Below are 25904 nucleotides of genomic sequence, written 5' to 3'. Positions count from 1 at the left end.
GTGTCAGAGCGACACTTCGAGATGTCAAGGAGGAATGTGATGACAGTGACGAGAACCACCGAACGACGCAGCGCCGTGCAGCAGAAAAAGATGCAGGTCACCACCGACGCGATCGTCAACGCGACCCAGCGTGCGATGCATGAGCACGGCCTCGATTGCACCGTCGAGGAGATCGCGGCTCTCGCCGAAGTCGGTCGCCGGACGGTGTTCCGCCATTTCGCCACCCGTGAGGATCTGATGCAGGCCGCTATTGCGGCGGGCTTTGCCGATCTCTTCGGTTCCGTCCCGAGCTACAGCGGGGGCGACTGGACGGCCTGGCTGGCCGACCTGGCACGGCTGGTGCATCAGAGGTCGGCCAAGGCCGGACGGGTCATCTCACACCTGAGGACGCGCCGCTTGTCGCCGCAGCTATCGGGTGCCTACAGCGAGCATCTTGTCGCGCTGCACCTGATGTACGCTGCCACCGCGACCACGCTGTGGGAAGCAGCAGGAGGCGACGGCCCACCACCGGAGCGGTTGCGCCAGACGGTCGCCGCACATTTGAGCCCGCTGTTCACTCAAGCGGTGCTGCTCGACGCCGAAGGCACCCCTGAGTTCGCCACCGAAATCGCGACCACCGCCATTACAGCCACCATGCGCGAGCTGATCGGCAGCGAAGGAGCCTCCGTACCGACCCCTCCACCGGCCAGCCGATGAGAATGTGGCACTTCGCTGTATTCGGCCACGGAGGCCTCCAATCCGGATCGAGCCGAGATCGGCATCGTCGGCCGGGTTCACCGCAGTGGCGGTGTGAGTGCGCTTGTGCGGGGTCGATACCAACCACGATCATGGAGCACGGTCCCTTCTCACATCGCTGGGGTCGGGATCCGCGGCGGACAATCCGATTTCAAGTACCGTGCCCGTCTTTCTGGTCATGCATCTCTTCAGTCACGCCGCGTAGCAGACCGGATGGCGCGACACACCCCGATCGGGTCAGCCGAGCACCTCGGCGACAGCAAGCTCTCGGGGCGCGGGCGGCGAGCACGTCGATGGCCTCGTGTAGATAGGCGTAGGCGGTGGATTTGCCGATCTTGTTGTCGGTCGCGAGTTGTGTGACGCGAGTGCCGTCGAGGAACCACCTCAGTACCAGCACTGCCTGCTGAAAGCTGGTGAGCGCCCGCCTGCCGGTGCGGGTGCCGCGGCGGCGCCGTTCGGTATCGAGCAGGCCGGTCAGGAATACCACGGTGCGGTCGCGCACCGGCAGGACCGCCGTGTATGTCACACTCATCAGGCGCAGAACCTCGTCTGTGAAGCTGTTTCTTAGTCGAATCAACTTCTTACGGGTGTTCTGCGCTTTTATGTTGCAGCACAAGGTGATTCGTGTGTCACGAACGCCTCCGTCGGCCGAGCCCGGCCGACTACCCGGTCAGCGCCTACTGGTTGGCACCAATCGTTACTCGGAAAGGCTCAATGGCCCACGGCTTTTTCGGGAACTTGAATGAAAACATTGTGGCGAAGGAAAAATTCGTCGCAATGAGAGACGAAACGATGCTAATCACTGCAAATAGGCATGGCTCCGGCTGCATGTTCCCATGCGGTGACAAAGGAGTAAGCTCATTCCTTTCGGTGTCGATAGCATCTCGGTGTCGATAGCGTCGAAATGCTACTGAGCAGGTAGTAGCAGGCGACGGCGACTAGATGCCATGGCGATCGAACGCCCTGCACCAGGTGATTGTCTACTGAACAATGCAACCGAGGAGCAGCATCATGACAGTGGTCCAGAATTTCATCGACGGCAAGCTCGTCGACTCGGTCGGCGGTGCGACGATGGCGCTCGTCGATCCCACCACTGGCGATCAGTACGGCACCGCCCCGGCGTCCAACGAACAGGATATCGACAACGCGTACGCAGCGGCGGCCAGGGCGTTCTGCGACTGGAAACGCACGACGCCGTCGCACCGCCAGAAGGCGCTGCTCGATTTCGCCGACGAGTTGGAGAATGTCGCCGACGCGCTTGTTGAGGCCGAGGGCCGCAACACCGGCAAGCCGAACCACGTCACCTTGGCCGCAGAGATCCCGCAGATGCTGGACCAGACCCGGTTCTTCGCGGGGGCGGCGCGGGTTCTCGAGGGCAAGTCGGCTTGCGAGTACCTTGCGGGCCATACATCGTGGATCCGCCGGGAACCGGTCGGCGTCATCGGGCAGGTGACGCCGTGGAATTACCCGATGATGATGGCAATCTGGAAGTTTGTTCCCGCGATCGCGGCGGGCAACACCGTGGTGATCAAGCCGAGCGACACCACCCCGGTGACGACGGTGATGCTGGCCGAACTGGCCTCCAAGCACCTGCCGCCAGGCGTGCTCAATGTGGTCACCGGTGACCGGGTGACCGGCGCGGCGGTGGTGGCGCATCCGACCCCGAAGATGGTGTCGATCACCGGTTCGGTGGCCGCGGGCCGTGCGGTCGCGGAGTCGGCCGGCGCCCGACTGAAGCGCACGCATCTGGAGTTGGGCGGCAAGGCGCCGGTAATCGTGTTCCCCGACGCCGATATCGCTGCTGCCGCCGAGGGCATCGCGGCCTCGGGCTATTTCAACGCCGGGCAGGATTGCACGGCGGCCACCCGGGTGCTCGGTCACGCGTCGGTGGCCGATGATTTGACCGCGGCGCTGGCCGAGCAGGCCAGCAGTGCAACAACGACGTTCGGCAAGCCCGCCGACGACGAGGACGCCTGGGTACCACCGGTCAACAACGCCAACCAACTACAGCGGGTGCTCGCCTTCCTCGATGAGGTGCCCGATCACGCTTCGGTCGTGGTCGGCGGGCACCGGCAGGGCGACCACGGGTATTACGTCGAGCCGACGGTCATCGGCGGGCTGCGCCAGGTTGACCGGCTGAGCCAGAACGAGATCTTCGGCCCGGTGATCACCGTGCAGTCGTTCATCGACGAAGACGAGGCGATCCGATGGGCCAACGGCGTCGAATACGGGCTGGCGTCCTCGTTGTGGACCAAGGACGTGTCGAGGGCGCTTCGCGTGTCGGCCGCGCTTGACTTCGGCACGGTGTGGATCAACACCCACACCGCGCTGATCGCCGAGATGCCGCACGGCGGGTTCAACTCGTCCGGGCACGGCAAGGATCTGTCGATGTACGGGCTGGAGGACTACACCCGCGTCAAGCATGTGATGGCGAAGATCGGCTAACTGGCGCTCTGGTGGCGGACCCGTTCCGATGGATACGATTGATTTCCACTTTCGGGTGCTTGGAGGATCGCGGGTCGGCAATGTCGGTCCCCGCGATAATTTAATCGGTTTGAGCGGACAGCGCTGGCAAACGTCCGGCGAATCGCCGATCGGACCTCGAATCTCATACGCCCTACGGCAATGCCGCTTAGCTCGCCCCCTGTAGAGCTGTGACCGGCGGTTTTGCGGATGGTCGTCGTTGTGTCGGCGTGATGCAGCTTTGGTTGGCCAGCCGGATGGTAGCGGGTCCGGTGTGACGGGTTCCCTTGTCTGCCTTGCGTTTTACTCGGAAGCTGTTGTGTCTGGCGCGTTTGACGACGCGGGGGTAGGAGCGGTGGCGGCGGGGGTTGAGGTGGCGTTTTGCGGTGATCTGTTCGGCGAGTTCGGTGTGGAGCTCGAGTTGGCGGTCAGGGGGAAAAACCGTCCGGGCCTGCGATGGTGTCGCGGGCGAGTCGGACGGTCTGGGTGAACTTCACGCGGTCGGGATCGATGCCGGTCTCGACCGCGGCCCGGCAGATCAGCGAGCAGATCGCGTAGTGGGCGATGAGGAATCCGTATATTTCCTGGCGGACCATGTCCGGGGTTTGCGAGCGCAGGGTTTTGGCGGGGCCGCGGAGCTGCGTCTTGATTTGCCTGTTCGCGGCTTCGTGTTCCCAGCGTTGGTGATAGGCCTCGGCCAGGATCAGCGAGGGTGCCTCGTGCGGGTCGAGGATGGTGGTGAGCAGGCAGATCAGCTCACCGCCTTCGCCACGGTCGGTGATCTCGTACTCGATGACGCGGGCGAAACGAGTCCGGTCCCAGTCCAACTCCTCCCCGGCTATGGCCGCCTCCAGCAGCTCGGCCCGCATTTTCGCCGGGGTTTTGGGCGCGAAAAGCAGTGTCACATAGGAGCCGTCACCGAGGCGGTCCACGATCGGCAGGTCCATAATGTCACCGAGACGCCACAACAGGTCGGCGTCGGTGTCGGCGCCCTGGCACCACAGTTTGAAACTGTAGAACCCCTGGTCACACACCAACATCATGCCGGGTTCGAGTAACCAGATCAGTTCGGCCGCGCGGTGCGTTCACCGGTGCCCTTGCCCACGACCGGCCCGATCACCGCGCCCAGGCTCACATGCGAGCCGCATTCGGTCAACGTCACCACCCGTGCCTGTGGCAACACTCCCTTGCTCGGTTTACCGAATTCCGTTGCGTTGGCCTCGGTGTCGGCCACGTCGAACACCATGCCATCAATCGAGACCAGCCTGCGTCGCGCGTAGAACGCGTCCAGGGTCAGCCGCGACGCCACCGGCACCGCGATCCGCTCGAACAGTGTTTTCATCGGCTCGAACCCCAGCCGCTGCCGGGCCTGGGTGATCCCACCCGAGGTCGGCAAACTCCACTTCGGATCCCAACAACGCCAAAGCCGCAGCGGCCCAACCAGTTTCCGCATCACCCCCTCGTAGTCCACACCTGCGAACAACGCCAACGCGACCACGAAATACATCACCAAATGCGGCGGCAACGTCCCACCACGACGCTTGGGCGCCTTGCCGTGCTCGGAAATCGCCATCTCCACCGCATCACGGTCCACCACAGCGGTCAACACACCCAACAACACCTGATCGATCAACGACACCGCACCCACATCCACCACGTCGGCGACGCTAACCCCAGCACCGACACGATCCGGCACCGACACGCCCAAAAACGCTCCACACCAACCAGTCTCACAGACCAACCAGCTGGCACTACATCGCAATCATGCCGATGACCTGCGAAAACACGTCAAGCTAAGTGGCATTGCGCCCTACGGTCGACTACGCCATCGCAGTCGATACAGACGAGTCACCCATCGTCGACGAAGTACTCGGTCCCGCCTACGAGCAGGCGCATATGACCTTCGCTGCTACAGAAGATCTGCTGGTGGCGTTCCGTCCTCGAAGGTGGTGGTGCACGCCGATTCCAGCTACCGACAGATGAGTTGTTCGCAGGACTCGCGCGCACGTCGTCGAGACCGAAAAATGAGTCAGTTATCGAAGCCGCTGATTCGAGTCCCAGAGTCTGTTTCGAGTCGGCATTCGATGCAGCCGCAGCGCCACTTCCAGCCTCGACCGTCCGATCCATTTCGGCATTCTCACGGCGTACTGATCGACTACATTTACATTCGAGGGAGCATCCGATGACCGACTCCAGCCCCATCGATCTCAAGGCAAAGCATCGCGCAATGTGGGCACTGGGCGACTACCCCACCGTTGCCACCGAGGTGATCCCAGAACTGGGCCGACGCCTCGTTCAGGCACGCCGCATCGGTCCCGGTCAGCGGGTGCTCGACATTGCGGCCGGATCCTGGAACGCTGCGATCCCGGCTGCCGAGGCCGGTGCCGACGTCGTGGCGAGCGACCTCACGCCGGCTACGGCGCGAGAAAGCGGTCATCGATCGTTTTGCCGACGGCATCGAGTTCCGCGACTTCTTCAAAACCAACTACGGGCCGACGGTCGCCGTGTACAAGGCCATCGCCGCCGAGCCCGGCCGGATGCTCCGGCAGGTCCGCCAACCAGATAACCGCGCCGTCGCGTTCGTAGCTCCGGATGTCGCTGACCCGTTGATCGCCGACGCTCTGGACCTGAGCGACGGCCAACTGCGACCGATCGCTACAGCGCAGGCACGTCTGTGCAAGCCTCGGCCTACCGGATCCGATGGCGTCATTGTCGGCGGCACGATTGTCGGCGGCACGCCAGATCTGTCTCTGTCTCACTTTGCGTGATCCGGAACCCTCAGGCTGCCATGTTGCTGAGCAGGCTCCGGTTGTCGCTACGAGTTCGGATTCAAGATCATCTTTGGTAACTGTGGGTCGATAGGGTGCCGAGGGTGGCGAAGATTGGTTTTCTCGGTGTGGGCCGGATGGGGTTGGGGATGGCTGCGCGCATGATGGCCGCCGAGCATGAGGTGACGGTGTTCAACCGGTCCCCTGAGAAGGCTGCGGACTTGATGTCGGCGGGCGCCGTCCTGGCAGAGACGCCCCGCGCGGCGGCAGAGCAGGCTGATGCGATCATCGCGATGGTGGCCGATGACGATGCCTCGCGCGCGGTGTGGCTTGGTGAGAACGGCGCCTTGGCTGGTGATGTCGCGCCGGGTGCATTCGCAGTCGAGTGCTCGACGATCTCCCGGCCATGGGTGCTGGAACTGGCGAAACATGCCACCGCGCAAGGTCTTCGGTATATCGACTCACCTGTGACCGGACTGCCCGACGCTGCTGCGGCCGGCGAATTGACACTGTTCGTCGGCGCCGACTCGAACGATCTCGAAGCGGCACGTCCGATGCTGAAACCGTTGTGCACCAACATTGTTCGTTTCGGTGACGTCGGTGCTGGTACCGCGTATAAATTGTTGCAGAACCTCCTCGGCTCCATCCAGATCGCCGCGACTGCGGAGGCCCTGCGTATCGCCGAGCTGGCCGGGCTTGATCTGACGACCGTCGTGGACACCCTCTCCCTCAGCAGTGCCGCCAGCCCCACTGTGGTGCGCGTCAGCCGGCTGATGCTCGAGGGCGTGCACGACCGCGAAGTCGCTTTCACGGCCGCCCTGCGCCTGAAGGACACCCGCATCGGTGTGGAACTGGCCGATGCCGTCACCGCTCCTGCCGCGTTGGGCCACGCAGCCTACGACATCTTCGAGCGACTCGTCGAGGCCGGTTACGGTGAGCTCAACGAAACCAAGGTCATCGACCTGCTGCGTGAGTGACGTGCACCCTGGGGTTTCAGTCGCTCAACAGGATTCGCTTGCGGAGTAGGAGATGGACGCGTGCTAGGCCGCCGAGTTCGAGAGTTGGTCTGACTTCTAGCTGACCTCAATCAGTCCTAGTCCAGAGCAGTCCATCCTTCCACGGTCGCGGGCCCAACTCCCCTCGGATGCACGCTAGCCGGTGAACCGCCTGCTCTTGACGCGCCGTACTGAGCACGAGTACTCGAGGGTGCCGGGCCCCGGGGAATGCCGGAGGTCGGAAACCTCCCGCTGCCGAAAGAGCTGCTGGCTCGAGGTATCACCGACATGGTGCGGATCTCCGACGCACGCATGAACGGCACGGTGTACGGCACCGTCGTCCTGCACGTCGCACCCGAATCCGGGGCCGGCGGCCCACTCGCGGTAGTGTGCACTGGCGTTTCATCGAACTCGATGTCGAAGCCCGCAGCCTGCGGGTCGACCTCGGCGACGATGAACTCGCCCAACGGAGAAAGACTCTCAGGCCGTCAACCCCGGTCGCGGACAGCGGGTACCAGCGGCTCCACATCCACCACGTGCTCCAGGCCGACCGTGGCGCCGATCTGGATTTCCTGGTCGGTCGCCGTGGTTCGGCGGTACAGCGGAACAACCACTCACCACCGACCGGAGGCATGGATGGAACAGACTGAACCGATCGCCGTCGTTACCGGAGCAGGCTCCGGACTGGGCCGCTCGATCGCCTTGGCCTTAGCCGAGACAGGGTGGACGGTCGTGCTCGCCGGACGACGCGAAGGCCCTCTGAAAGACACAGCCGCGCTGATCGACGGCCGGATGGTCGCGTTGCCCGCCGATGTCACCAACCCGGAGTCGGTGCGGGCGCTGTTCGCAGAGATCGACCGACGCTTCGGCAGGGTAGACCTGCTGGTGAACAACGCCGGCATATTCCCCACGGCCGCCGCGCCGGACGAGCTCACGTTCGACCAGTGGAAGTCCTGCGTCGACACCAACCTGACCGGCGCATTCCTCTGCGCGCAGGCAGCGTTCCGGATGATGCGCACACAGCAACCCCAAGGCGGCCGGATCATCAACAACGGATCGATCTCGGCGCACAGTCCCCGGCCGCACAGCATCGCCTACACCGCAACGAAACACGCGATCACCGGCCTGACAAAATCACTGTCGCTGGACGGCAGACCATACAACATCGCCTGCGGTCAGATCGACATCGGCAATGCCGCGACCGACATGACCGAGGCGATGAATCACGGTGTGCCGCAGGCGGATGGATCGATGCGCCCCGAGCCCACCTTCGACGCACACCATGTCGCCGCCGCCATCCAGTACATGGCGGGGCTGCCGTTGGAAGCAAACGTCCAGTTCCTCACAGTCATGGCGACCGCGATGCCGTTCATCGGCCGGGGTTAGCTATCCGGGCGAAGCCCTCGCACTCGCGCATATCGCCGCGTCCACCCGAGCCAGTTTGGCGGCAGCCCTCACCTGGCAGCGCGTCATCGAGTTTCTCGACACCGCCGCTTCGCCGCGCGAGGTGACCGATGTCAAATATTAATCATCATGAGCGGGAGGCGTTTTCGCTGAGGTTGCACTCCACTGCGGCACCTGTGGTGCACTGATGTCGACCGAGCCGGTGGCCCGTCAGCCGCCGGCGCAGCCGCCCTCCATCGTGCTGTGGTTGTAAGTGTTGCGCGTACCAGGACGATTGCGTTCGTTATGCCGGATCTTCTCCAGGTCGCGAACCACCGCTGCACGGCGAACGTCAGCTCCATCGGCGGCAGACCAACGACGCCGAATGCCTCCGCCACCGGAACAGCCGACCAAGAATTCGCCGAATATCCATGGCTATCAACCCTTCTGCGCCACCAAATGATAGCGGAGCGGTCAAGCAACATCGTCGTAGCGACCGCATAGTCAGTGGATGAGGGGCACGGCATCAACCCGGCGCCAGGTGCTGTTTCGAGCGTCGCCGACCAGCCGGGTCGATCCCAGCCACGGAACCGCACGCAACTAAACAAGTATCACTCGGAGGTCCGTGGTCACGAAGCGCGGGGCGCCGGGCGCCTGGGCGATCTAGCCAAATCCATAGAGCTCTTCGACCTGGCAGCGAACGAGCAGGCCGGTACGCGGAACGCAGTCAACAACCGGGCATGGTCCGCTGCTCCCCGCGCCCGCATGGGCGACATCAGTGGCGCGGTGGCCGAGGCAGTGCAGGTCCTGACAGAACTGGAGGCCAAAGTGTCGTCCACACGCACATTGAAAGTGCTCGAACCAGTCCGTAACCCAATCGGCGACAAGGCTCTTGGCGCCGACTTCCGCGAGCGTTTCGACGCTCTGTCGATGGTGCAGAAGGCGATCACGGCACGACCAGTGATCTGCTCGGCCTCGAGCTGCGGACTGTGGACGCGGCTGGAGCTCGCGCTATGCGGGACACGGTCGAGGACATCTATCGGCGCTCGTATGTCGATGCGATCGCGTCCGGTGACCCGTTCGACTCGTCGGCCGAATTCATGCACCGGTTCGACGCCTACACCGACCCCACCCGCGCTAGCGGGTTCGAAATGGTAGTGGCGCAGATCGACGGGACACCCGCCGGACAGACATAGGGATGGCCGCTCAATGCGAACAGTGTCTGGTGGAAGAGGTTTCAGCCTGACGATGACGCGCTGGATCGCGATGCATTCGTCGCCGAAGACGGCGCGCGGAGATTCGCGCGGAGCGAGATCATGGTGTGCGCCGAGTTCGTTGGCCGCGGTCTGGCTCGGGCGTTGCACGACGAACTGCTCGACGGTCAGCCACACCAGCGGGCGACGCTGCTGGTCGTGCCCGACAACGCGCGCGCGTACAACACCTATCGGAAGTGGGGCTGGTATCGCGTCGGCGCACTCCGACCGAGCTGGCCGGACGCGCCGACTTTCGATGTCCTGATCTACGACCTACACCCGGCCGATCAGTAGCGGTTGCCCGTCCCGGGCGGTAACGGCTCGTCCGTCTCACCGTTTGCGACAGCCTCGCGGTGCTCATCGTGGTTGAATCCGACCTGCGGCGCATTCACCAGGACTTCGCGGATGCCGCCCAGACCAAGCAGATCCCGGCAAGCCTGCTCGCCGTCTACAACACCCGCGAACCCATCAACGGTGTGCTGGCCGGCATCGTCGACCGGACTCGGCTCTTCAAGGGCCGCGTCGACGCCACGTCGAAGGCCCTGCCCAAGGCCTCGCAGTCGGTGTTCCTGCTCAACCAGGTTCGGCAGTTCGTGAAAGAGCTGCTGTTCGCCGACTATGCCCTCTCCGAGGATTCCGTCGCGCGGCAGAGCGCACAGCTGATCGGAGACAAGGCGTCCCAGGACGAATTTGTCACGGACGCAGTAACTCTCGTCGAGACGCTGTCGGCGCACATGGATCCCTGGCACGACATTTGCGAACTGCCCACCACTGGTGGACCCGCGAACCGGGTCGCGGACTTCCGGGACAAGTACATCAACATGACGGCGACGGGCCTGGTCGTCATCGGCCGCGTCGCGTACGAGATCCGGAAGAGTCCCGATCTCGAATGGCGGCTCGAACAGTACAAGCGACTGGCCACCGAGATCGACTGGCGGCGCAACGCTTCGATCTGGCGGAACAGCATCGTCTCGCCGGAAGGCAAGATCGCCACCCAGCGTGGGCCCGTACGCGTCGCCGCCGAGAAGGTCAAGGAACAGCTCGGGCTGGCCGCGGACTCCCCGCCGTAACTCGCCGCTGCCACAGCCGTTACTCGATTCCGCCGGGCTCTCCTTCGCCGGAGCCCGGCCTCGACACCCCTGTCCGTTCCGGCGATCCGCACGCCGGCGACTGTTCGATGAGGAATTCCCATGTACAACCCCGGATCTCAGCCCAATCCGCAGTACCCGAATCACCCTCAGTATCAGGGTATTCCGCCCTATCCGATACCACCGGCTCCGAAGAAGAAGCTGGGCCCGGGGATGATCATTCTCCTGGTCATCGGCGGCATCGTCGTACTGTGCGGCGGAATCGGCGTGCTGGCGGGCAACTCCAGCAAGGCGACACACGCGTCTCCCTCGGCGTCCGCGCACACCAGCGCTGCCGTCGAGTTGCAATCTGCTGCGCCGTTACCGCCTGCTGCGCCGGCACCGGCTCCCACGACTCCCGGGCTCAACACTCCCGTCCGCGACGGCAAGTTCGAGTTCGTCGTCACCGACGTCCAGTCCGGCGTGCAGACCGTCGGCACCAACCCCTACCTGCGGAAGACCGCCCAAGGCGCGTACACGATCGTGTCGATCACCGTGCGCAACACCTCGAAGGCGCCGCACGGGTTCTCCCCCGGCGACCAGTATGTCTTCGACACCCAGAACCGCAGATTCGGCAATGACGCCGTGGCCGCGATCAATCTGCAACCCGACACCAGCCTCTACGCCGACATCAACCCCGGCAACTCGGTGAGCGCGCAGGTGGTATTCGACTTGCCCGCCGATGCGCTGCCCGATCACATCGTGCTGCACGATTCGATGTTCTCTGGTGGCGCGACCGTCTCGCTGCGATCCTGAGGTTCATCGCTCGCACAGTCTCCGTCCAACGAAGGTGAACGACGCTGCGCAGCAGGCATCTTCGTCCGGCATTCCTCAGTGGCACACAGACATCGCTGAAACAGCCATGCAGACAACAGAACTCAATGAAGAAGGCACTCACATGATCATCAAGAAGGTCGCCGCTACTGCCCTGCTGACGATCGCCGCCACCGCGATCACCTTGTCGGACAACTGATCAGCATCACCACCAGAGCTGCACGAAATCTCCACAAATGTGCCACACATCATTGCGTTCGGCGATGGTGTCGCTTGCTCCGCGGGTTCAGCCTGATTCTTCGGCGGATACGGCACGGTGTTGCCGTGCCGACCGGCCGCCTTGACTTATTCGTAGGGAGTGAACACGAGTTGCGGTTCCTCCTCTTTAGTCATGGGAACGTAGTAGAGGGCGTCGAGAGCGGCGCGCTGTTGCGGCTGTCGTCGGCGCATCCTCGGTGGCGATGATGTCCTTGATGCCCAGCGGAATTCCTTGCAACAGACCTTTGTCGACACCGGCCGCGAAGTCCGCGTCGGCGGCGGCCGCGAGGGCCTGCTGATCGGTTCGTACGATATATGTCCCGAGTTGCTCGTCGAGTGCGTTTGCGCGCTCGATCGTCTTCTGCGTCAACTCAACGGCTGTTAGAGTTCCCGCACGCAAGGCTGCGGCGGCGGCAGAGATGGTCAGCGGCATCGCGTCCGGTGCGGTCGAAACTGCTGCCGCGCGTACTGAAGTCATGGATTTCTCCTACAGAGAGTGTGTGCGCTACCGCGCTGCTTGGAGTTCGGGCATGCGAATGTGGTGGTCGGTGGCCTGCTGGTAGCTGGAACCAATGGCAAATAGGGTCGATTCGTCGTGCGGGCGACCGACCAACTGGATGCTGGTGGGAAGCCCGGCGGTCGCGCCTCCTGATGGGCAGGCAGGCAGGCAGAGCGCTGGACTGCCGGTGAGATTGAACGGGATCGAATTTCGCATGACTCTGGCGAGCCAGGCGGCGCTGCCCTGTGTGTCCGCGATGGCATCCAATTCGGGGGCGACTGCACAGACACTGGGCGTGATCAATGCGTCGGTGCCCTTCATCGCGACCTCGAGTTGCCCCTGGGCGATGCGCCGGTAGCGCAGGCTACGCAGGTAGTCCACGGCCGGGATGTAGGGGGCGTCCGCGAGCAACCCTGCTCCCATCGGGTCCCGGTTCTCCACGTCGTAGACGTGGTGCTGGTGATAGGACAGCGTCTCGGGGTACATCACTGCGAGGGCCGCTGTTTCCCATAGGTCGACGTCGGCCAGTGCGACATCGACGACAACCGCGCCGAGTTCGGTCAATTCGCCGATGGCCTGTTCGAATGCGGCCGCGATCTCGGGGCTGAGGCTGTCTTCGAACCAACCGCGGGGTCGGCCGAGCCGTACTCCGCGCAGATCGGCGGGCAACACCCGGGAGTAGGCGGGTACCGGGCGGCGTGAGGAATTCTGGTCGCCAGGGTGGAATCCTGCGATCGCTTCGAGCATCACCGCGGCATCACGCACGGAACGAGCCATCGGCCCGGCATGGTCCAGCGTCCAGGACAACCCCATGACACCGTCGCGTGGTACTCGACCGTAGGTGGGTTTGAGACCGGTGATGCCGCAGTACGCGGCGGGAATGCGGATCGAGCCACCGGTATCGGTGCCGATCGCGAGTGGCATCTCCCCCGATGCGACGGCGGCACCGGAACCGGACGACGAGCCGCCGGTGGTGCGAGTGGTGTCCCAGGGATTTAGGCAGCGGCCGAACGTCTTGTTTTCGGCTCCGCCGCAGGCGAATTCGAAGGTGTGCAGTTTGGCCAACCGCACACCGCCTGCCGCGCCGAGTCGGGCGGCGAGTGCGGCGTCGGCCTTGGGAACGTTCTCCCGGTAGAGTGCGGATCCGCCGGTGGTCGGCACGCCATCAGTGTCGATGATGTCCTTGAGACCGTAGGGCACGCCCTCGAGCAGGCGCGGTACTCCCGATCGCCAGCGGTTCGCACTCTCGGCGGCCTGTGCCAGTGCGGAGTCTGCGAGCAGGGTGAGTACCGCATTTAGCGTTCCGTCGAGTTGATCGATGCGGTCCAGGCACGAATGCGTCGCTTCAATGGGCGAGGCTTCGCCGGCCCGGTACGCGGCGAGCAAGTCCGTAGCAGTGAGCTCCCATAATTCGGTCATCGCGATTCATCTCCTGATTCGAGCCAGCCTGTTGCGGACGATGGTTCGATAACGTCACCGACGAAGACCAGGGGTATGTGGCGCAATCGATCCAGTCGTGGCGCCATGGCGCGGTGGGTGTGCACGGCGGTTTTCAGTCGGTCGCGGTCGAATGACAGTCCTTGATCCAATGCGCATTGGCGGAAGTGTTCTATTGCACTGTCGAGTTCATCTTGTGGATGCATGTTGATCTCCTTCGTGTTCCGAGCGAGAACGGTTTCCTCACGCCGCGAGTTGCGGTGCAGCGCGAATGTGGTCTGTTGTTGGTGGCCGCAAGGTTTCACCGATGAAGGCGGTGAGCACTATGCACGTGAGCAGGACTGTGATGACGCCGGCCAGCGCGGAGCCGATCCCGAAAGTGCCGACAAGCGCGCCGACCGCGATCGAGCCGAGCCCCATTCCGATGTCGGCGGCGATTCGGTACGCTGACAGGCCGCTCTCCATGGAGAGTGCGAGGTCGACCGCTGAGATGGACGGCAGAACCCATCCGGTACCGATCGCGGTGCCGAGCAGCGCGCTTGCCACCACGTACAGCCCCAACGAATGCGATTGCACCGCGTGGTAGGCCAGCATCGAACCGATGACGCCGAGGCTCATGCCGAACGTGGTGGTGGGCAGTCTCCCGACCCGGTCGGCAAGGGTCCCGGCGACGTACATGGCGAGCATGTCGAACATCGCCGCCACCGTGAGAACCATCCCGAGGACGAACCCGCTGAGCCCGAAGTACCGAGCCGCGGTGAGCGGCATCAGCGTCAACGCCAATCCGCCGCGCAACGACTGACCGAGGCCGCCGAGCACGAGCACGGATAGTGCTCGCGGCCTTGCGAATTCGGGGATCGAGGGCAAGCCGAGCCGGGGCTTGCGTTGACTGGCGAGGTAGGGCAGATGCAGCCGCACCACCGCGCTGGCCAGCAGACTGAGCGCGGCGCATACCGCGAACGCGAACCGGGGCCCGAAGGCCTCGACATCCACCCAGGCTCCGGCGAGCGCGGCCCAGGTCAATCCGCCGCCGGCCAGCGGTCCGACCGCGATCCCGAGGAACCATGCGGCGTTGAACCCGCCGAGTGCCCGTCCTTCCGCCCCATCGCCTGCGGCGCGGATCGCCAGTTGCGGCCCCACCGCCACGAACATCACCGTGCCGAGCCCTTGGAAGGCCCGGGCTACGCCCACGATCCACGGGTTCGGGGCAATGGCCGTGACGGCGGAGCCGACGCCGAAGATCAGCAGGCTCAAACTCAGCGCGCGTCGTGGCTCCAGGTACGGGAGCCATCGTGTGCCAATGACATTCATTGTGAGGGTGACCATTTGCATCGAGGCCACCACAATGCCGGCGGATAGTGGGCTGGCGCCGAGTGCGACCGCGAGGATTGCGGTCAGCGGTGAGGTGAGACCGAAGGCGACTCCGCACATCACCACGAGACCGAGGAATCCTCGAATCATCGGAGGGTTTGCGGTCGGCTTGGCCGTCTGAATGTCGGACATCGTTGTCGCCTTCTGTCGTACCTCCTCAAATCGCGGTGCTAGCCGACTGTGACCGTGGTCAGATCGGCGAACCACGATTTGGGCTGGACGAATCCCTTGACGTTGGGGGCCAGTGCACGCGGGTTCTTGTCGCTCACGATGTCCAGCCACGCCGCGTCCTGCGTGAGCAGTGCCACCACCTGCGAGTAGATCGCACTGCGCGCGGAATCGTCGAGCGTCGCCTTGGCTTGCTGGAGCAGGGCGTCGACCTGTGGATTGGAGTACTTACCGGCGTTCGATGAGCTGTGGGAGCCGAACCAGGTGTTCCAGAAGCCTTCCTGCTGCATCGACAGGCTGATGTTGATCATGTCGGCGCCACCGGGGATTTTGCCGTTGAAGAAGTCGGTCAGCATCGATGCCCATTCGACCGGTTCCAGGGCCACCTTGACGCCCACGGCCGCGAGGTCCTGCTGCAATGCCTGGTTCATCGGGGTCGGGATCATATTGCCCGATCCACTCGTCGGATACGACAGTCGCAAGGCGAAGCCGTTCGGGAAGCCGGCTTCCGCCAGCATGGCCTTGGCCTTGGCCGGATCGTAGGAGTACAGGTCGTTCTGGGGGCGGTAGGCGGCATTGGCGCGTGCCCCGGTCTGAAGCATGGGTTCAGCGGTGCCCTTGAGCAGCTGACTGACCATGGAGTCGCGGTTGATCGCATAGTTCAACGCCTGCCGCACTTTCACATTCGCGAGCGGGCCCTTCGTCACGTCGAGTACCCACGGCCACGTATGGTCGTACGAGTTGGTCAGCACCTGGTACCCAGCGGCCTCGAGCGAGGGCACGTCGTCCGGCGAGGGAACCTCGATCCAGTTGACCTGCCCGGAGCGCAGTGCCGCCACGCGGGCTGTCACATCTGGAATCGGCTTGAACACCACACGGTCGACTTTGGGGCGGCCACCCCAATAGTTATCGTTCGCGGTGACGGTGAGCTGCTGGCCGCGCTTGTAACTTTCGAATTTGAACGGCCCGGTGCCGACCGGGTTGAGTGCGAAGCGCTCGTTGCCGAGCTCCTTGACCGCCTTCGGTGATGCGAAGAACACGGTCGCAAGGTTGCTGGGCAAGTAGGACAACGGACCGTCGGTGTCGATGCGGACGGTCATGTCATCCACCTTGGTGGCCGACTTGATGCCGGCAATATTCAAACTGGCCTGCGCATTCAACTCCGGGTAGTAATACTGGCTCGTCTTGTTCATGTAGCGGTCGAAGTTGAACACCACGGCATCGGCGTTGAACGGCTCGCCGTCGTGAAATTTCACGCCGGTTCGCAGCGTGAACGTCCACGAGGACCCGTCCTCATTGGGTGTCCACTTGGTGGCAAGGCCCGGGATGAGCGCCGGAATCTTGTCACCTTGCCTGAGGTCGAACTTCGTCAGGCCGTCGTACAGCTGATTGCCGACCCAACGGATACCCTCGTAGCCCTGGTTCTGGGACATGCCGGTGTCGAGTAGCGGGATGTCCGAGGCTGTCATGCCGATCGCGAGGGTCCCGGCAGCGCTCCCGCCGCCACCGGATGGGCCGCCACATGCGACGGTGGTCGCCATCAGCCCGGCGAGCAGTGCTGCTGCAACGGCCCTTCTGCGGGTGAACTGCACTTTCATGGATCTAGTTCCTCTCGGGAATACTGAACTGGCGGTTCAGGACGCCAGGGGTAGTGCGGTCGGATTGGTTTCGGAGGTGAGCAGGCAGGCGCTGAGGTGGTGTTTTCCCACCGTGGTCAATTCCGGCACCTGGATCGAGCATTGATCGGTGGCGACAGGGCAGCGGGTATGGAACACGCAGCCCGAGGGAGGATTCGCCGGATTCGGCAGATCCCCGTGCAGCACGATTCGTTCGCGTCCACTGTTGGGTGACGCCGAGAGCAACGTCGCCGCGTATGGATGCGACGGTCCCTGCCACAGCCGCGCGGCGGGGGCCTCCTCGACGACCCTTCCGAGGTACATCACCACGACGCGGTCGCTGATGTGTTGCACCACTGCCAGATCATGGGAGATGAACAGGTACGCAACGCCGAGGTCGGCCTGCAGTTCGGCGAGCAGGTTGAGTACCTGTGCCTGCACGGACTTGTCCAGTGCGGAGACCGCTTCGTCACAAATGACGAGTGCGGGTTCGGTCGCGAGGGCGCGGGCGATTGCGGCGCGCTGCAATTGCCCACCTGATAACTCGTGTGGGAACGCTTGACCCTGCACGCGTGTCAGTCCGACACGGTCAAGCAAGCCGTCGATCCGAGACTGCCACTCCGACTTGGGGTAACCGTGGGCACGGAGGTTGAATTCGATCGATTGCCGCACCGTCATACGCGGGTTCAGCGAGGTCTGTGGGTTCTGCGGCACGACCTGGAGGTTTTTCCGCAGTTCGCGCAGCTTCCGTCCGCGCACGGACAATATGTCCGCTCCGTCGAAGCGGAGCTGGCCGGAGTCCGGATCCAGCAACCGAAGCAGCATCTTCGCGGTGGTGGATTTTCCGCATCCTGATTCGCCGACAAGACCAACGGTCTCGCCGCGATTTACGGTGAGGCTGACGCCGTTGACCGCACGTACACCGGTACCGAATGTCTTGGTGAGGTCGACTGCGTCGAGCAGTGGTGTCGAGGCCATCAGCGGGCTCCTGCCAGGAACTGGTTATCGGCCGAGGGATTGAGAACAGGACACGCGGCCTTTCGACCAGATGCGACGGTGACCAGGCTGGGTGCGCCGAAATTGCATTCGGCGGTTGCATAGTCACAGCGACCCGCGAAGGCACAACCGGCGAACGGTTCGCCCGCGGTGGGTGGAGATCCAGCAATCGCTTTGAGTGCGCCCCGCAGCGTCTCCGGGTTGGGCACGGCCGCCAGCAGTGCCCGGGTGTACGGGTGCCGCGGCGCACCGAGCACATCGCGGCCGGGACCGGATTCGACAATGCTTCCCGCATACATCACCGCAATACGGTCGGCGATGTCCGCGGCAACGCCGACGTCGTGGGTCACCATCAGTAGTGCGGTACCGAGCCGCTGCTGCAGCTCGGCGAACAGCTCGAGCACCTGTGCCTGCACCGTGACGTCGAGGGCGGTAGTCGGCTCGTCCGCAACGATCAGTGCGGGGTCACAACTGATCGCGATCGCGATGGCCACCCGTTGGCGCATGCCCCCGGACAGCTCATGCGGGAACGATCGGAATACCCGATGGGGGTCCGGGATCCCTACTTGGCGTAGCAGATCCACGGCTCGGTCGCGGGCCTGCGGCTTCGTGTCGACGATGCGATGGAGCAGCATGACCTCGACGAGTTGCTTGCCGATCCGGCGGAGAGGATCGAGCGCCCCAGTGGGGTCCTGCGGCACCATCGCAACAGTAGATCCGCGCAGAGCACGCATTTGATCGTCGGAAGCGGCGAGCACGTCGACGCCGGCGAGCATGATCGAGCCCTCGATCCGGGCCCGCGGTCCATGTAGGCGCATGATCGAGCGGGCGGTCACGGACTTGCCGCTGCCGCTCTCCCCGAGCAAGACCATGGTCTCACCAGCGCGCAACTCGAAGGAAACGGATCGGACGGCGCGCACCTGCGAACCGTTGACCGCGAAAGTCGTTGAGAGGTTTTCGACACACAGCACCGGTGTCGTCGGCAAGGCGGTTTCCACGGTCGGCCGGACCTCGGCCGCTTCGTCGACAGTCATCACATCTCCGATCTGACGTTGAGGTAATCCCGCAGCCCGTCACCGAGCACGTTGAACGCGACGGAAGCGATGACGATCGCCAGGATCGGAGCGAGGATCAAGGACGGCGCATTGAACATGTACTGCTGCAGTTCGCTGATGGTCAGGCCCCATTCAGCGGCGGGCGGCGCGATGCCAAGGCCCAGGTAGGACAGACCGGCGGCGTAAACGATGGATAGGCCGATCAGCGCGGTGCAGTAGACCATGACCGCGGGCGCGATGTTCGGCAGTACCTGACGCATCGCGATCGAAGTCCAGGAGGCTCCGCTGGCCCTGGCCGCCTCCATGTAATCGACGTTGCGCAGCCGGGACGTCTCGGTTTCGGCGATGCGCGCCACCGGGGGCACCAGGATCACCGCGAGGGCGATGATCGAGTTCGACGAACCCGAGCCGAGGGCTGCGGCGATCGCGATTGCCAGCAGGACCGCGGGAAACGCGTAGAACACGTCGAGGGTCCGCATCACGCCGGTGCGGGTGCGTGAGGAGCCAAGTCCGGCAATAAGACCCAGCCCGGTACCGAGACTGCCGGCGACGATTACGGGGATCAGCCCGGTCATCAGAGACGGCCGCGCGCCGTAGAGCAGCCGCGACAGAATATCCCGACCCTGCCCATCGGTGCCGAGAATGTGGCCATCGGTACCGATTGGCAGCAGCCGCCCGCTCAAAGAGCCGACGAGGGGATCGTACGGTGCGATCAGCGGAGCAGCGAGAGTGGCAAAGACGATCAGTCCGATCACACCGACGGACAGCTGCGCCGACAGCGGCAAGGACCGTTTTCGACTCCTACGGGACACACGTTGACGAACCCGAGGAAGCGGAATACTAAGGGTGGCCATGAAAATACCTTTCGGCTGGGTCGGGGACGGTCAGGCACGCACACGCGGGTCGATCACGGCTTGAATGACGTCGACCAGCAGATTGATCACCACGAACGCCAGCGCCGAGACGATTACTCCGGCTTGAATGACTGGCAGATCCCGCTGCGAGATTGATTCGAACACGAGCAGGCCGACACCCGGCCAACTGAAAACCGTCTCGACGAAGATGACACCACCCAGCAGGTAGCCGAGCTGCAGACCGACGATGGTGACGATCGTCGGGGTGGTGTTATGGAAGGCGTGCCAGAGGATTCGGCGCTCGCTGAGCCCCCGCGCCCGCAACGCATCGATGAAATCCATGCTCATGACGTCGATGAGGGTGGACCTGAACATCCGCGCGATAATGCCGGCGGGCACGAGTGCGGCGGTGATACCGGGCAAGATCAGGTGGGAGAGCAGATCTCCTACCCCACCGCCACCGAACGGGCTGTACATGCCGGAGGTGGGAAACAATCCGGCTCCCGCAGCAACATAGATGATCAGGATCAGGCCCACCGAGTACTGCGGCAGGGAGATCGAGACGAGAGAGATCGCGTTGCTGATCGCCGCAGCGATCTTTCCGCGGCGCAGCGCGGCGATTCCGCCAAGGAATAGTCCGGCCACGACGGCCACGGCGGCCGAGAACAGGGTGAGAATCAGCGTATTGCCGAAGGCATCGAACACGATCGGCAACACCGGAACCTGCTTCGCGATGGACTTGCCCAGGTCTCCCTGCAAGAGATTGCTGACCCAGCTGACATATTGCAGGGGTAGTGGACGGTCGAGGCCGAGCCGAGCGCTCAACTCGGCCCTGCTCTCCGGCGTACTGGTTGGACCGGCGAGGCTGGCCACCGGATCACCGGGGATGATCTTGATCGTGATGAACACGACGATCGACACCCCGATAAGGATGGGGATCGCGGTGAGCATCCGCCGTCCGACGAAGCGGATCATGGCGCACCTTTCATAGGCGGGGTAGGGATACCTCGAGACAGATTTCGGCGCCCGAGAACCGCACGAAACCGGTTTCCACCGGCTGCCCGTCAGTTCCGTACAGCACGCGGCTGAAGAGCATCAGAGGTGCACCGACCTCGATGGCGAGATGATCGGCGGCCCACGCATCGGCCAGCACCGCCTCGACCTTTTGGACAGCCGAGCCGACCTCGATTCCGGACTGTTCGAGCCGGTCGTAGTAGTCACCGGAGAACACGGAGCCGATCGGGGCGCCGTGTGAATCACCAGGGACGTAGCTGCGAGTCACGGCGACCGGCCGGTCGCCATGCAACGTGAGGAACTCGAGCCGGGTACAGATTGCCCCGGCGGCGAGTGCCAGTTTGTCGATAAGCGCCGGCGAAGCCACCACAGTCTGTGAGCCGATGAACCTGCCGCGGAGCGGGACGATTCCGCTGCGTTCGGCGGCATCGTGACTCGAATGCACCCGGTCGAACTGGTGCACGAGCTTGCGTGACACGGCAAAAGTCCCGGCCCCCTGGGTCCTCTCGACCATGCCTTCCTCGCGCAGCATGGACAGCGCGTCGCGCACCGCGTTGCGGCTGCACGCGAACTCGAGGATCAAGGCGGGTTCGCTCGGGAACCGCCGATTCCGGTAGTAGCCGCCGAGGATCCGATCCCGCAGGAGATCGGCAATCCGAACAGCCGCCTCGGCCCGGCGTGGGCGCGTCCAGGACTCTCGGGCAACACTCACAGTCAGCCTTTCAGGTCAGGGGAACCGGGGTTCCGCGAACGAATCCCGTGGAAGAAGATCAGCCGCAGCTACGCTGACTCGACGGCGAATCCAACCTGGTAGCACAGCCCTTCACCGAAATGGGGTGCAATGATCTGGAACCCGGCCGGCAGGTCGTCTTCGGCGAGTCCACCGGGCACCGTGAGCGCCGGATGGCCGGTTATGTCGAGTGGAGAGGTATTGCGGGTCGAGGACCCGATCCGCTCCGCCACCAACTCGCCAACACTCAGCGAGTCGGCCAACAGATGGGCAACTCCCGGCGTGGTCGGGGTGATCAGCACATCGACCTGTTCGAATGCGGCGTCAACCTGCTTGGTGAGCTCACGTCGCATGTTGTGCGCCTTGACGAACGGCACCCCGAAATACTCGGAACGCACGTGCTCGGCAACGAGCAGATTCGCCTTGAGCATCGGAGGCAGGTCCGTGCCGCCGAGTCGAGCCTGCGCCGCGAGGGTCGCGACGGCTTGTGGGTCGACCCGGCCCAGATGCGCGAAGTTCCCGGTACCGTAGCTGGCCGCCATCGCGCTCAGGCTTGCGGTGAGAACCGCGGAGGTGATCATCCAGCCGTGCTCCCAGAGCGGCACCGACAGCTCGATTACGTTGGCACCCATTGCCTCGAGTGTTTTCCTGGTCCCGGCGAACGCGGCCTTCATCCCCTCCGTCGCACCTACAGGATCCAGCGACTCGACGATGACGCCGATACGAAGGCCTTTGACTCCCAGTCCTTCTCGACTGGTGAAGAGCGACTCGTAGCTGGTCTCGAACCTTGAACCCGCGCGCAGCCATTGCGGGTCACGCTCGTCCGGTCCGGCCAGCACTTCCAGCATGAGCGCGTTATCCGCGACAGTGCGGGTCATCGGGCCGATGTGGTCGAGGGTGTGATCCATGTAGGTCATCCCGTACGAGGGCACGAGGCCATGGGTGGCCTTCATACCCACCAGGCCGCACCACGCCGCGGGGATACGCACTGAGCCGCCTTCGTCGGCCCCCAGCGCAAGGTCGACCTGGCCCGCGGCGACCGCGGCACCCGACCCCGACGAGGATCCACCGGTCGAGCGGGCCGGGTTGAGGGGATTTCGCGACGCACCATAGTAGGAGCCCTCACCGAGACCACACCCGAGGTCTTCGAGGTTGGTCTTGCCGGTGATCCGGGCACCCGCGTCGAGTAGCCGCTCGATGACCACGGCATCCTCGGTTGGCACCTGCACCGGGTTGCGTCGACCACCGTTGGTCATCGGTACGCCGGCTACTGCGATACAGTCCTTCACTCCGACGGTGCGGCCGGCAAGCGGACCACGCTCTGCTCCGCGCACATCGCAGAATCGGATAAACGCGTTGTACGGGTCCTCGTCACCGACCGGTGTATGGCCGGGATCTCGGTAGCGATGCCGAAGGACCGGTGTGGGCTCGGGCAAGCCTTCCAGTTCGTCAAGGGTGGTCAATGCCGCCGCGACTTTCTCCGCGAGCACCTGTGTCTCGGTCTCGGTGATGCGCCAGCCCAAGAAGTTCGCGTAACCGGCGACCTGTTCAGCCGTCGGCGGTCGGAGCCGACCGAATGCCCGCTGTGAATCCATGTTGCTACTCCAGTCGATCTACTGAGTGAAAGGTGTGAAGCCGATGGCCGGGGACTCGTAGCGCACGCCCTGCACGCGGTAAAGCGCATCGATCGAAGCCCTACTGGGGGCGAATTGCTCGATCATTGCGGCGATTTCGGCCTCGTTGGGGGTGACGCCGGACAGGGCGAGGAGGTGGCGAACCGTGGTGTCTGCCGAGAAGGACATGTCGTATCTCCTTGAGTGAGCTCGGGCGATCAGGCGGTGACGAGCGTCGGGGTCTGCAGATGCCAGTCGGTGCTGGACTGGAAGACTGCGCCGACACCGAGGACTGTGGTCTCGGCGAACGGCCTGCCGCAGATCTGCATGCCCAGAGGCAGGCCCGCCTCGGTGAAACCGATCGGGATCGACATCACCGGGTTGCCCGGGCAGTTCCAGTACTGTGTCTGAATTCCGGCCAGGGTGTCGATGGGACGGGTCGGGGCGGTGTCGGCGAGCTTGAACGCACCTTGCAGAGACGTCGGTGTGACCACGATGTCTACCTCGGCGAACAGTTCTGCGAGGGCCATCTGCCCGAGGCGCCGGACGCGTTGCGCCTGAATGTAGTCCGTGGCGGTGTAATTCAGTCCATTGCCAATGAAATACCGGGCGCCGGCACCGTACTCGGTGAAACGGGTCGCCAGATCCGGCAGGTGGTAGGTAGCTGCCTCCGCGCTCATGATGACCATCTGCGCGGTCCGGATCTCCTCGTACAACGGCAGCGTGGCATCGACGATCGTCGCCCCGGCAGCCTCGAGTGCCGCTATGGCGGCCATCATCGTTGGGTGCAGTGCCGGATCCACCGGATCCGGCAAATGTGTGAGCATGTCGACGCCGATGGTGAGGCCGGACAGATCCATCGGTAAAGCAGCCGCATACGGGGTGCTTGGGTGGGCAGACGCGTAGGGGTCCGACGCGTCGTAGCCTGCCAACGCGTCGAGCATGAGCGCACAATCGACGGCGCTGCGCGCCATCGGCCCGATGTGATCGAGGGTGTAGCCGAGCGGTACGCATCCCGACTTCGGGACGCGACCGAACGTCGCCTTCAGACCGGTGATGCCGCAGTACGCCGCAGGCATCCGGATGCTTCCGCCGGTGTCGGTACCGAGTCCGCCGAGAAACAGCCCCGCAGCAACGCCCGCCGCAGTGCCTGAACTGGATCCCCCCGGACTGTAGTCGAGGTTCCACGGATTACGTGGGATTGGGAACTGCTTGTCCGAGTCTGGAAATCCGATGGCGTATTCGTATGTGGTGACCTTGCCCGTGATCACCGCGCCCGCCGCGCGCAGTCGCGCCACCACCGGGGCGTCCCCCTCGCCAGCAGACCACTCGGGATCGAGTATCACGCTCTGCGCCGTGCTTGGCCCCTCCACCGTCGAGATAATGTCCTTGATACCCAGCGGAATCCCATGCAGTGGTCCGCGCGCCTTCCCCGCCGACCGCTCGGCATCGGCGATTTTCGCCGCCGCGATCGCCGACGCGTCGAAACGGGTGATGTAAACGCCCAGATCGCTGCATGCGTCCGCGGTCGCCAGTGCTTCTTCGACGAGTTCACACGAGGTGACCGTGCCCGCATCCAGCGCAGCGGCTGCATCGGCGATCGTGAGGAACCTGCCCATGTCGACCTCCGTCCTTACCAACCGACGGACCTGTTTCCGCCGAGTGATGAAACAGTCACAGGAATGTGTTACCTGCCGATATCCGCGGTGGGCCCAAAAGTTACGCCACGTAGTTTCGATGAAAGGCCATGTCCGACAGGTGTTTTGGATTGAACAAATGTTAATTCGCGCTACACGAATGCCCAATTGAGGCGCAGATCACATTCTCGATCGGATCGCCCGCACCTAACTCGCCGTCACCGCCGCCATCGCCCCAAAAGCATTGGGAGCGGCCTCATCTGTCTCACCTTCGGCGAAATCCGATGTCTTCTGGCACACGTGACCACCCGCAGCCTCGACCGCGCCGCCCTGCCGGCAGGGATCTGGCGACGCCGCCACCAACACCGGGCCGGCTCGAGGAGGCTAGACGGTTGAATCCAAGGGGTCAGTGATCGGCTGGTCGGGGCGCCAGTGGTGAGGTTGTGCCAGATCGCGGCGGCCAGGGCGAGGAGTCGCTGGGCGACACGGGCGTAGAGTCCGGCGGCGGTGCGGGGGCCGTGGGCTTCGAGGGAAAGGTGTCCTTTGCAGGTGTCGTAGACCGATTCGATGAGTTGGCCGATGCTGCCGAGATTTCCGATCTTGCGCTCACACCACCGGAATTCGACGACCTGCTCGCCGAACTCACCCCAGCCCACCAAGCCCGAACCCCCACCCGGGCAAGCGGCCGCAAACCCGCCACCTCCTTCGCCGACCGCGTCGCCATCACCCTGCAGCGACAACGCTTCTCCACACCCACACACGTCCTCGCCGAACTGGTCGGAGTAAGTACCACCGCCATCCTCAAAGCGCTCAAACACACCCGGCCCCTGCTCGACGACTCCGGCCACACACCCGAACCGACCGGAACCACCCTCAACACCGCAACCCAGACACGCGAATTCGCCACTCGCACAAGCAGACACACCGCAACCTAGCAAAAATTACGTGTTGTTCATCTGCAAGTCAGAGCGGACTACCCCTGACCAAGCACATCATCGTCGAGGTGACCCCGGCCGTGACTGCCCCGGCAACCAGTCCAACGGGTGCATCGTCGGCGGGGTGATCACTGGCATGCGCTGCCAGGAGGCTCAGTTACACGGTGGTGACTGCAGCCTGTGGTCAGGTCAACAGCGCTTTGGCTTCGGCGAGTTGTTCCAC

The 25904-nt window shown here is 63.9% G+C and carries 25 protein-coding genes and 4 pseudogenes; 11 read left to right on the top strand and 18 right to left on the bottom strand.

What is annotated here, in order from left to right:
* Positions 1–39: 39 nt before the first annotated feature.
* On the top strand, positions 40–696 hold the full coding sequence (locus ACV7NQ_RS38610) for a TetR/AcrR family transcriptional regulator (RefSeq protein ID WP_463364053.1): 657 nt from the start codon (positions 40–42) through the stop codon (positions 694–696).
* Positions 697–1003: 307 nt separating this feature from the next.
* Here ACV7NQ_RS38610 and ACV7NQ_RS38605 read toward each other — a convergent pair.
* Positions 1004–1267: pseudogene (locus tag ACV7NQ_RS38605) on the bottom strand (IS5/IS1182 family transposase); the annotation flags it as partial.
* Positions 1268–1746: 479 nt separating this feature from the next.
* On the opposite strand from ACV7NQ_RS38605, the gene ACV7NQ_RS38600 reads away from it, so the two are divergent.
* Complete coding sequence (locus ACV7NQ_RS38600) at positions 1747–3180, top strand: aminobutyraldehyde dehydrogenase (protein ID WP_463364052.1); 1434 nt, start codon at positions 1747–1749, stop codon at positions 3178–3180.
* Positions 3181–3626: 446 nt separating this feature from the next.
* On the opposite strand, the gene ACV7NQ_RS38595 is transcribed toward ACV7NQ_RS38600, so the two are convergent.
* The gene (locus ACV7NQ_RS38595) at positions 3627–4241 is read right to left on the bottom strand and encodes a transposase (RefSeq protein ID WP_463358709.1); all 615 of its coding nucleotides are present in this window, start codon (positions 4239–4241) and stop codon (positions 3627–3629) included.
* Between the two features lie 20 nt (positions 4242–4261).
* Positions 4262–4900 (bottom strand): transposase domain-containing protein, encoded by a 639-nt coding sequence (locus ACV7NQ_RS38590; RefSeq protein WP_463365557.1) that lies wholly within the window; start codon positions 4898–4900, stop codon positions 4262–4264.
* 480 nt (positions 4901–5380) lie between these two features.
* Here ACV7NQ_RS38590 and ACV7NQ_RS38585 point away from each other — a divergent pair.
* Positions 5381–5611: pseudogene (locus ACV7NQ_RS38585) on the top strand (SAM-dependent methyltransferase); the annotation flags it as partial.
* Between the two features lies 1 nt (position 5612).
* Here the strand turns inward: ACV7NQ_RS38585 and ACV7NQ_RS38580 are convergent.
* Positions 5613–5840: a hypothetical protein gene (locus ACV7NQ_RS38580; RefSeq protein ID WP_463366137.1), complete on the bottom strand. Its 228-nt coding sequence runs from the start codon at positions 5838–5840 to the stop codon at positions 5613–5615.
* 230 nt (positions 5841–6070) lie between these two features.
* Here ACV7NQ_RS38580 and ACV7NQ_RS38575 point away from each other — a divergent pair, with 230 nt between their 5' ends.
* Both ACV7NQ_RS38575 and ACV7NQ_RS38570 read left to right on the top strand, forming a co-directional pair.
* Positions 6071–6943: an NAD(P)-dependent oxidoreductase gene (locus ACV7NQ_RS38575; protein ID WP_463364051.1), complete on the top strand. Its 873-nt coding sequence runs from the start codon at positions 6071–6073 to the stop codon at positions 6941–6943.
* Between the two features lie 246 nt (positions 6944–7189).
* Positions 7190–7300: pseudogene (locus ACV7NQ_RS38570) on the top strand (hypothetical protein); the annotation flags it as partial.
* 149 nt (positions 7301–7449) lie between these two features.
* Here ACV7NQ_RS38570 and ACV7NQ_RS38565 read toward each other — a convergent pair.
* On the bottom strand, positions 7450–7575 hold the full coding sequence (locus ACV7NQ_RS38565) for a hypothetical protein (protein WP_463366136.1): 126 nt from the start codon (positions 7573–7575) through the stop codon (positions 7450–7452).
* Positions 7576–7597: 22 nt separating this feature from the next.
* Here ACV7NQ_RS38565 and ACV7NQ_RS38560 point away from each other — a divergent pair, with 22 nt between their 5' ends.
* From ACV7NQ_RS38560 to ACV7NQ_RS38535, 6 genes are all read left to right on the top strand, one after another.
* Positions 7598–8347 (top strand): SDR family oxidoreductase, encoded by a 750-nt coding sequence (locus tag ACV7NQ_RS38560; RefSeq protein ID WP_463365985.1) that lies wholly within the window; start codon positions 7598–7600, stop codon positions 8345–8347.
* A 1010-nt stretch (positions 8348–9357) separates the two neighbouring features.
* Positions 9358–9540, top strand: coding sequence for a hypothetical protein (locus ACV7NQ_RS38555; protein ID WP_463364050.1), 183 nt, complete (start codon positions 9358–9360; stop codon positions 9538–9540).
* 120 nt (positions 9541–9660) lie between these two features.
* On the top strand, positions 9661–9891 hold the full coding sequence (locus ACV7NQ_RS38550) for an N-acetyltransferase (protein WP_463364049.1): 231 nt from the start codon (positions 9661–9663) through the stop codon (positions 9889–9891).
* A gap of 59 nt (positions 9892–9950) precedes the next feature.
* Positions 9951–10667: a DNA sulfur modification protein DndB gene (locus tag ACV7NQ_RS38545; RefSeq protein ID WP_463364048.1), complete on the top strand. Its 717-nt coding sequence runs from the start codon at positions 9951–9953 to the stop codon at positions 10665–10667.
* Positions 10668–10898: 231 nt separating this feature from the next.
* Positions 10899–11480: a DUF4352 domain-containing protein gene (locus tag ACV7NQ_RS38540; protein WP_463364047.1), complete on the top strand. Its 582-nt coding sequence runs from the start codon at positions 10899–10901 to the stop codon at positions 11478–11480.
* A 34-nt stretch (positions 11481–11514) separates the two neighbouring features.
* A complete protein-coding gene (locus ACV7NQ_RS38535; protein ID WP_463364046.1) occupies positions 11515–11697 on the top strand; it encodes a hypothetical protein in 183 nt (60 codons plus the stop codon).
* Positions 11698–11883: 186 nt separating this feature from the next.
* Here ACV7NQ_RS38535 and ACV7NQ_RS38530 read toward each other — a convergent pair whose 3' ends face one another.
* The 13 genes and pseudogenes from ACV7NQ_RS38530 to ACV7NQ_RS38470 form a co-directional block, all read right to left on the bottom strand.
* Positions 11884–12234 carry an amidase family protein gene (locus ACV7NQ_RS38530; protein WP_463364045.1) on the bottom strand — a complete coding sequence of 117 codons (351 nt, stop codon included), beginning with the start codon at positions 12232–12234 and terminating at the stop codon, positions 11884–11886.
* Between the two features lie 27 nt (positions 12235–12261).
* A complete protein-coding gene (locus tag ACV7NQ_RS38525; RefSeq protein WP_463364044.1) occupies positions 12262–13674 on the bottom strand; it encodes an amidase in 1413 nt (470 codons plus the stop codon).
* A 261-nt stretch (positions 13675–13935) separates the two neighbouring features.
* Positions 13936–15195 carry an MFS transporter gene (locus ACV7NQ_RS38520; RefSeq protein ID WP_463364043.1) on the bottom strand — a complete coding sequence of 420 codons (1260 nt, stop codon included), beginning with the start codon at positions 15193–15195 and terminating at the stop codon, positions 13936–13938.
* A gap of 38 nt (positions 15196–15233) precedes the next feature.
* Positions 15234–16829, bottom strand: a complete 1596-nt coding sequence (locus tag ACV7NQ_RS38515; RefSeq protein ID WP_463364042.1) for an ABC transporter substrate-binding protein — start codon at positions 16827–16829, stop codon at positions 15234–15236.
* 36 nt (positions 16830–16865) lie between these two features.
* A complete protein-coding gene (locus tag ACV7NQ_RS38510) occupies positions 16866–17825 on the bottom strand; it encodes an ABC transporter ATP-binding protein (RefSeq protein WP_463364041.1) in 960 nt (319 codons plus the stop codon).
* Positions 17825–18877 (bottom strand): ABC transporter ATP-binding protein, encoded by a 1053-nt coding sequence (locus ACV7NQ_RS38505; RefSeq protein WP_463364040.1) that lies wholly within the window; start codon positions 18875–18877, stop codon positions 17825–17827. The genes ACV7NQ_RS38510 and ACV7NQ_RS38505 overlap by 1 nt, the downstream gene beginning before the upstream one ends.
* The gene (locus ACV7NQ_RS38500; protein ID WP_463364039.1) at positions 18877–19683 is read right to left on the bottom strand and encodes an ABC transporter permease; all 807 of its coding nucleotides are present in this window, start codon (positions 19681–19683) and stop codon (positions 18877–18879) included. The genes ACV7NQ_RS38505 and ACV7NQ_RS38500 overlap by 1 nt, the downstream gene beginning before the upstream one ends.
* Before the next feature lie 99 nt (positions 19684–19782).
* The gene (locus ACV7NQ_RS38495) at positions 19783–20727 is read right to left on the bottom strand and encodes an ABC transporter permease (RefSeq protein WP_463364038.1); all 945 of its coding nucleotides are present in this window, start codon (positions 20725–20727) and stop codon (positions 19783–19785) included.
* Between the two features lie 10 nt (positions 20728–20737).
* A complete protein-coding gene (locus ACV7NQ_RS38490; RefSeq protein ID WP_463364037.1) occupies positions 20738–21478 on the bottom strand; it encodes a GntR family transcriptional regulator in 741 nt (246 codons plus the stop codon).
* A gap of 68 nt (positions 21479–21546) precedes the next feature.
* A complete protein-coding gene (locus ACV7NQ_RS38485; RefSeq protein WP_463364036.1) occupies positions 21547–23091 on the bottom strand; it encodes an amidase family protein in 1545 nt (514 codons plus the stop codon).
* Between the two features lie 18 nt (positions 23092–23109).
* The gene (locus ACV7NQ_RS38480) at positions 23110–23298 is read right to left on the bottom strand and encodes a hypothetical protein (RefSeq protein WP_463364035.1); all 189 of its coding nucleotides are present in this window, start codon (positions 23296–23298) and stop codon (positions 23110–23112) included.
* Positions 23299–23327: 29 nt separating this feature from the next.
* Positions 23328–24728 (bottom strand): amidase, encoded by a 1401-nt coding sequence (locus ACV7NQ_RS38475; protein WP_463364034.1) that lies wholly within the window; start codon positions 24726–24728, stop codon positions 23328–23330.
* A gap of 425 nt (positions 24729–25153) precedes the next feature.
* Positions 25154–25348, bottom strand: a pseudogene (locus ACV7NQ_RS38470) (IS982 family transposase); the annotation flags it as partial.
* Positions 25349–25904: the final 556 nt, after the last annotated feature.

The sequence above is a fragment of the Nocardia sp. Tas62D01 genome, assembly GCF_055232035.1.
Note: the sequence above shows the minus strand (reverse complement) of the source record. Positions and strands in the feature narration are given on the sequence as shown.

What these genes read in the sequence shown, in the direction of transcription:
- ACV7NQ_RS38480 (WP_463364035.1), bottom strand. Translation starts at nt 23,298, where the DNA reads ATGTCCTTCTCGGCAGACACCACGGTTCGCCACCTCCTCGCCCTGTCC.
- ACV7NQ_RS38550 (WP_463364049.1), top strand. Translation starts at nt 9,661, where the DNA reads ATGGTGTGCGCCGAGTTCGTTGGCCGCGGTCTGGCTCGGGCGTTGCAC.
- ACV7NQ_RS38600 (WP_463364052.1), top strand. Translation starts at nt 1,747, where the DNA reads ATGACAGTGGTCCAGAATTTCATCGACGGCAAGCTCGTCGACTCGGTC.
- ACV7NQ_RS38515 (WP_463364042.1), bottom strand. Translation starts at nt 16,829, where the DNA reads ATGAAAGTGCAGTTCACCCGCAGAAGGGCCGTTGCAGCAGCACTGCTC.
- ACV7NQ_RS38475 (WP_463364034.1), bottom strand. Translation starts at nt 24,728, where the DNA reads ATGGGCAGGTTCCTCACGATCGCCGATGCAGCCGCTGCGCTGGATGCG.
- ACV7NQ_RS38510 (WP_463364041.1), bottom strand. Translation starts at nt 17,825, where the DNA reads ATGGCCTCGACACCACTGCTCGACGCAGTCGACCTCACCAAGACATTC.
- ACV7NQ_RS38560 (WP_463365985.1), top strand. Translation starts at nt 7,598, where the DNA reads ATGGAACAGACTGAACCGATCGCCGTCGTTACCGGAGCAGGCTCCGGA.
- ACV7NQ_RS38485 (WP_463364036.1), bottom strand. Translation starts at nt 23,091, where the DNA reads ATGGATTCACAGCGGGCATTCGGTCGGCTCCGACCGCCGACGGCTGAA.
- ACV7NQ_RS38520 (WP_463364043.1), bottom strand. Translation starts at nt 15,195, where the DNA reads ATGTCCGACATTCAGACGGCCAAGCCGACCGCAAACCCTCCGATGATT.
- ACV7NQ_RS38540 (WP_463364047.1), top strand. Translation starts at nt 10,899, where the DNA reads ATGATCATTCTCCTGGTCATCGGCGGCATCGTCGTACTGTGCGGCGGA.
- ACV7NQ_RS38525 (WP_463364044.1), bottom strand. Translation starts at nt 13,674, where the DNA reads ATGACCGAATTATGGGAGCTCACTGCTACGGACTTGCTCGCCGCGTAC.
- ACV7NQ_RS38495 (WP_463364038.1), bottom strand. Translation starts at nt 20,727, where the DNA reads ATGATCCGCTTCGTCGGACGGCGGATGCTCACCGCGATCCCCATCCTT.
- ACV7NQ_RS38610 (WP_463364053.1), top strand. Translation starts at nt 40, where the DNA reads ATGACAGTGACGAGAACCACCGAACGACGCAGCGCCGTGCAGCAGAAA.
- ACV7NQ_RS38555 (WP_463364050.1), top strand. Translation starts at nt 9,358, where the DNA reads ATGCGGGACACGGTCGAGGACATCTATCGGCGCTCGTATGTCGATGCG.
- ACV7NQ_RS38530 (WP_463364045.1), bottom strand. Translation starts at nt 12,234, where the DNA reads ATGACTTCAGTACGCGCGGCAGCAGTTTCGACCGCACCGGACGCGATG.
- ACV7NQ_RS38595 (WP_463358709.1), bottom strand. Translation starts at nt 4,241, where the DNA reads ATGATGTTGGTGTGTGACCAGGGGTTCTACAGTTTCAAACTGTGGTGC.
- ACV7NQ_RS38505 (WP_463364040.1), bottom strand. Translation starts at nt 18,877, where the DNA reads ATGACTGTCGACGAAGCGGCCGAGGTCCGGCCGACCGTGGAAACCGCC.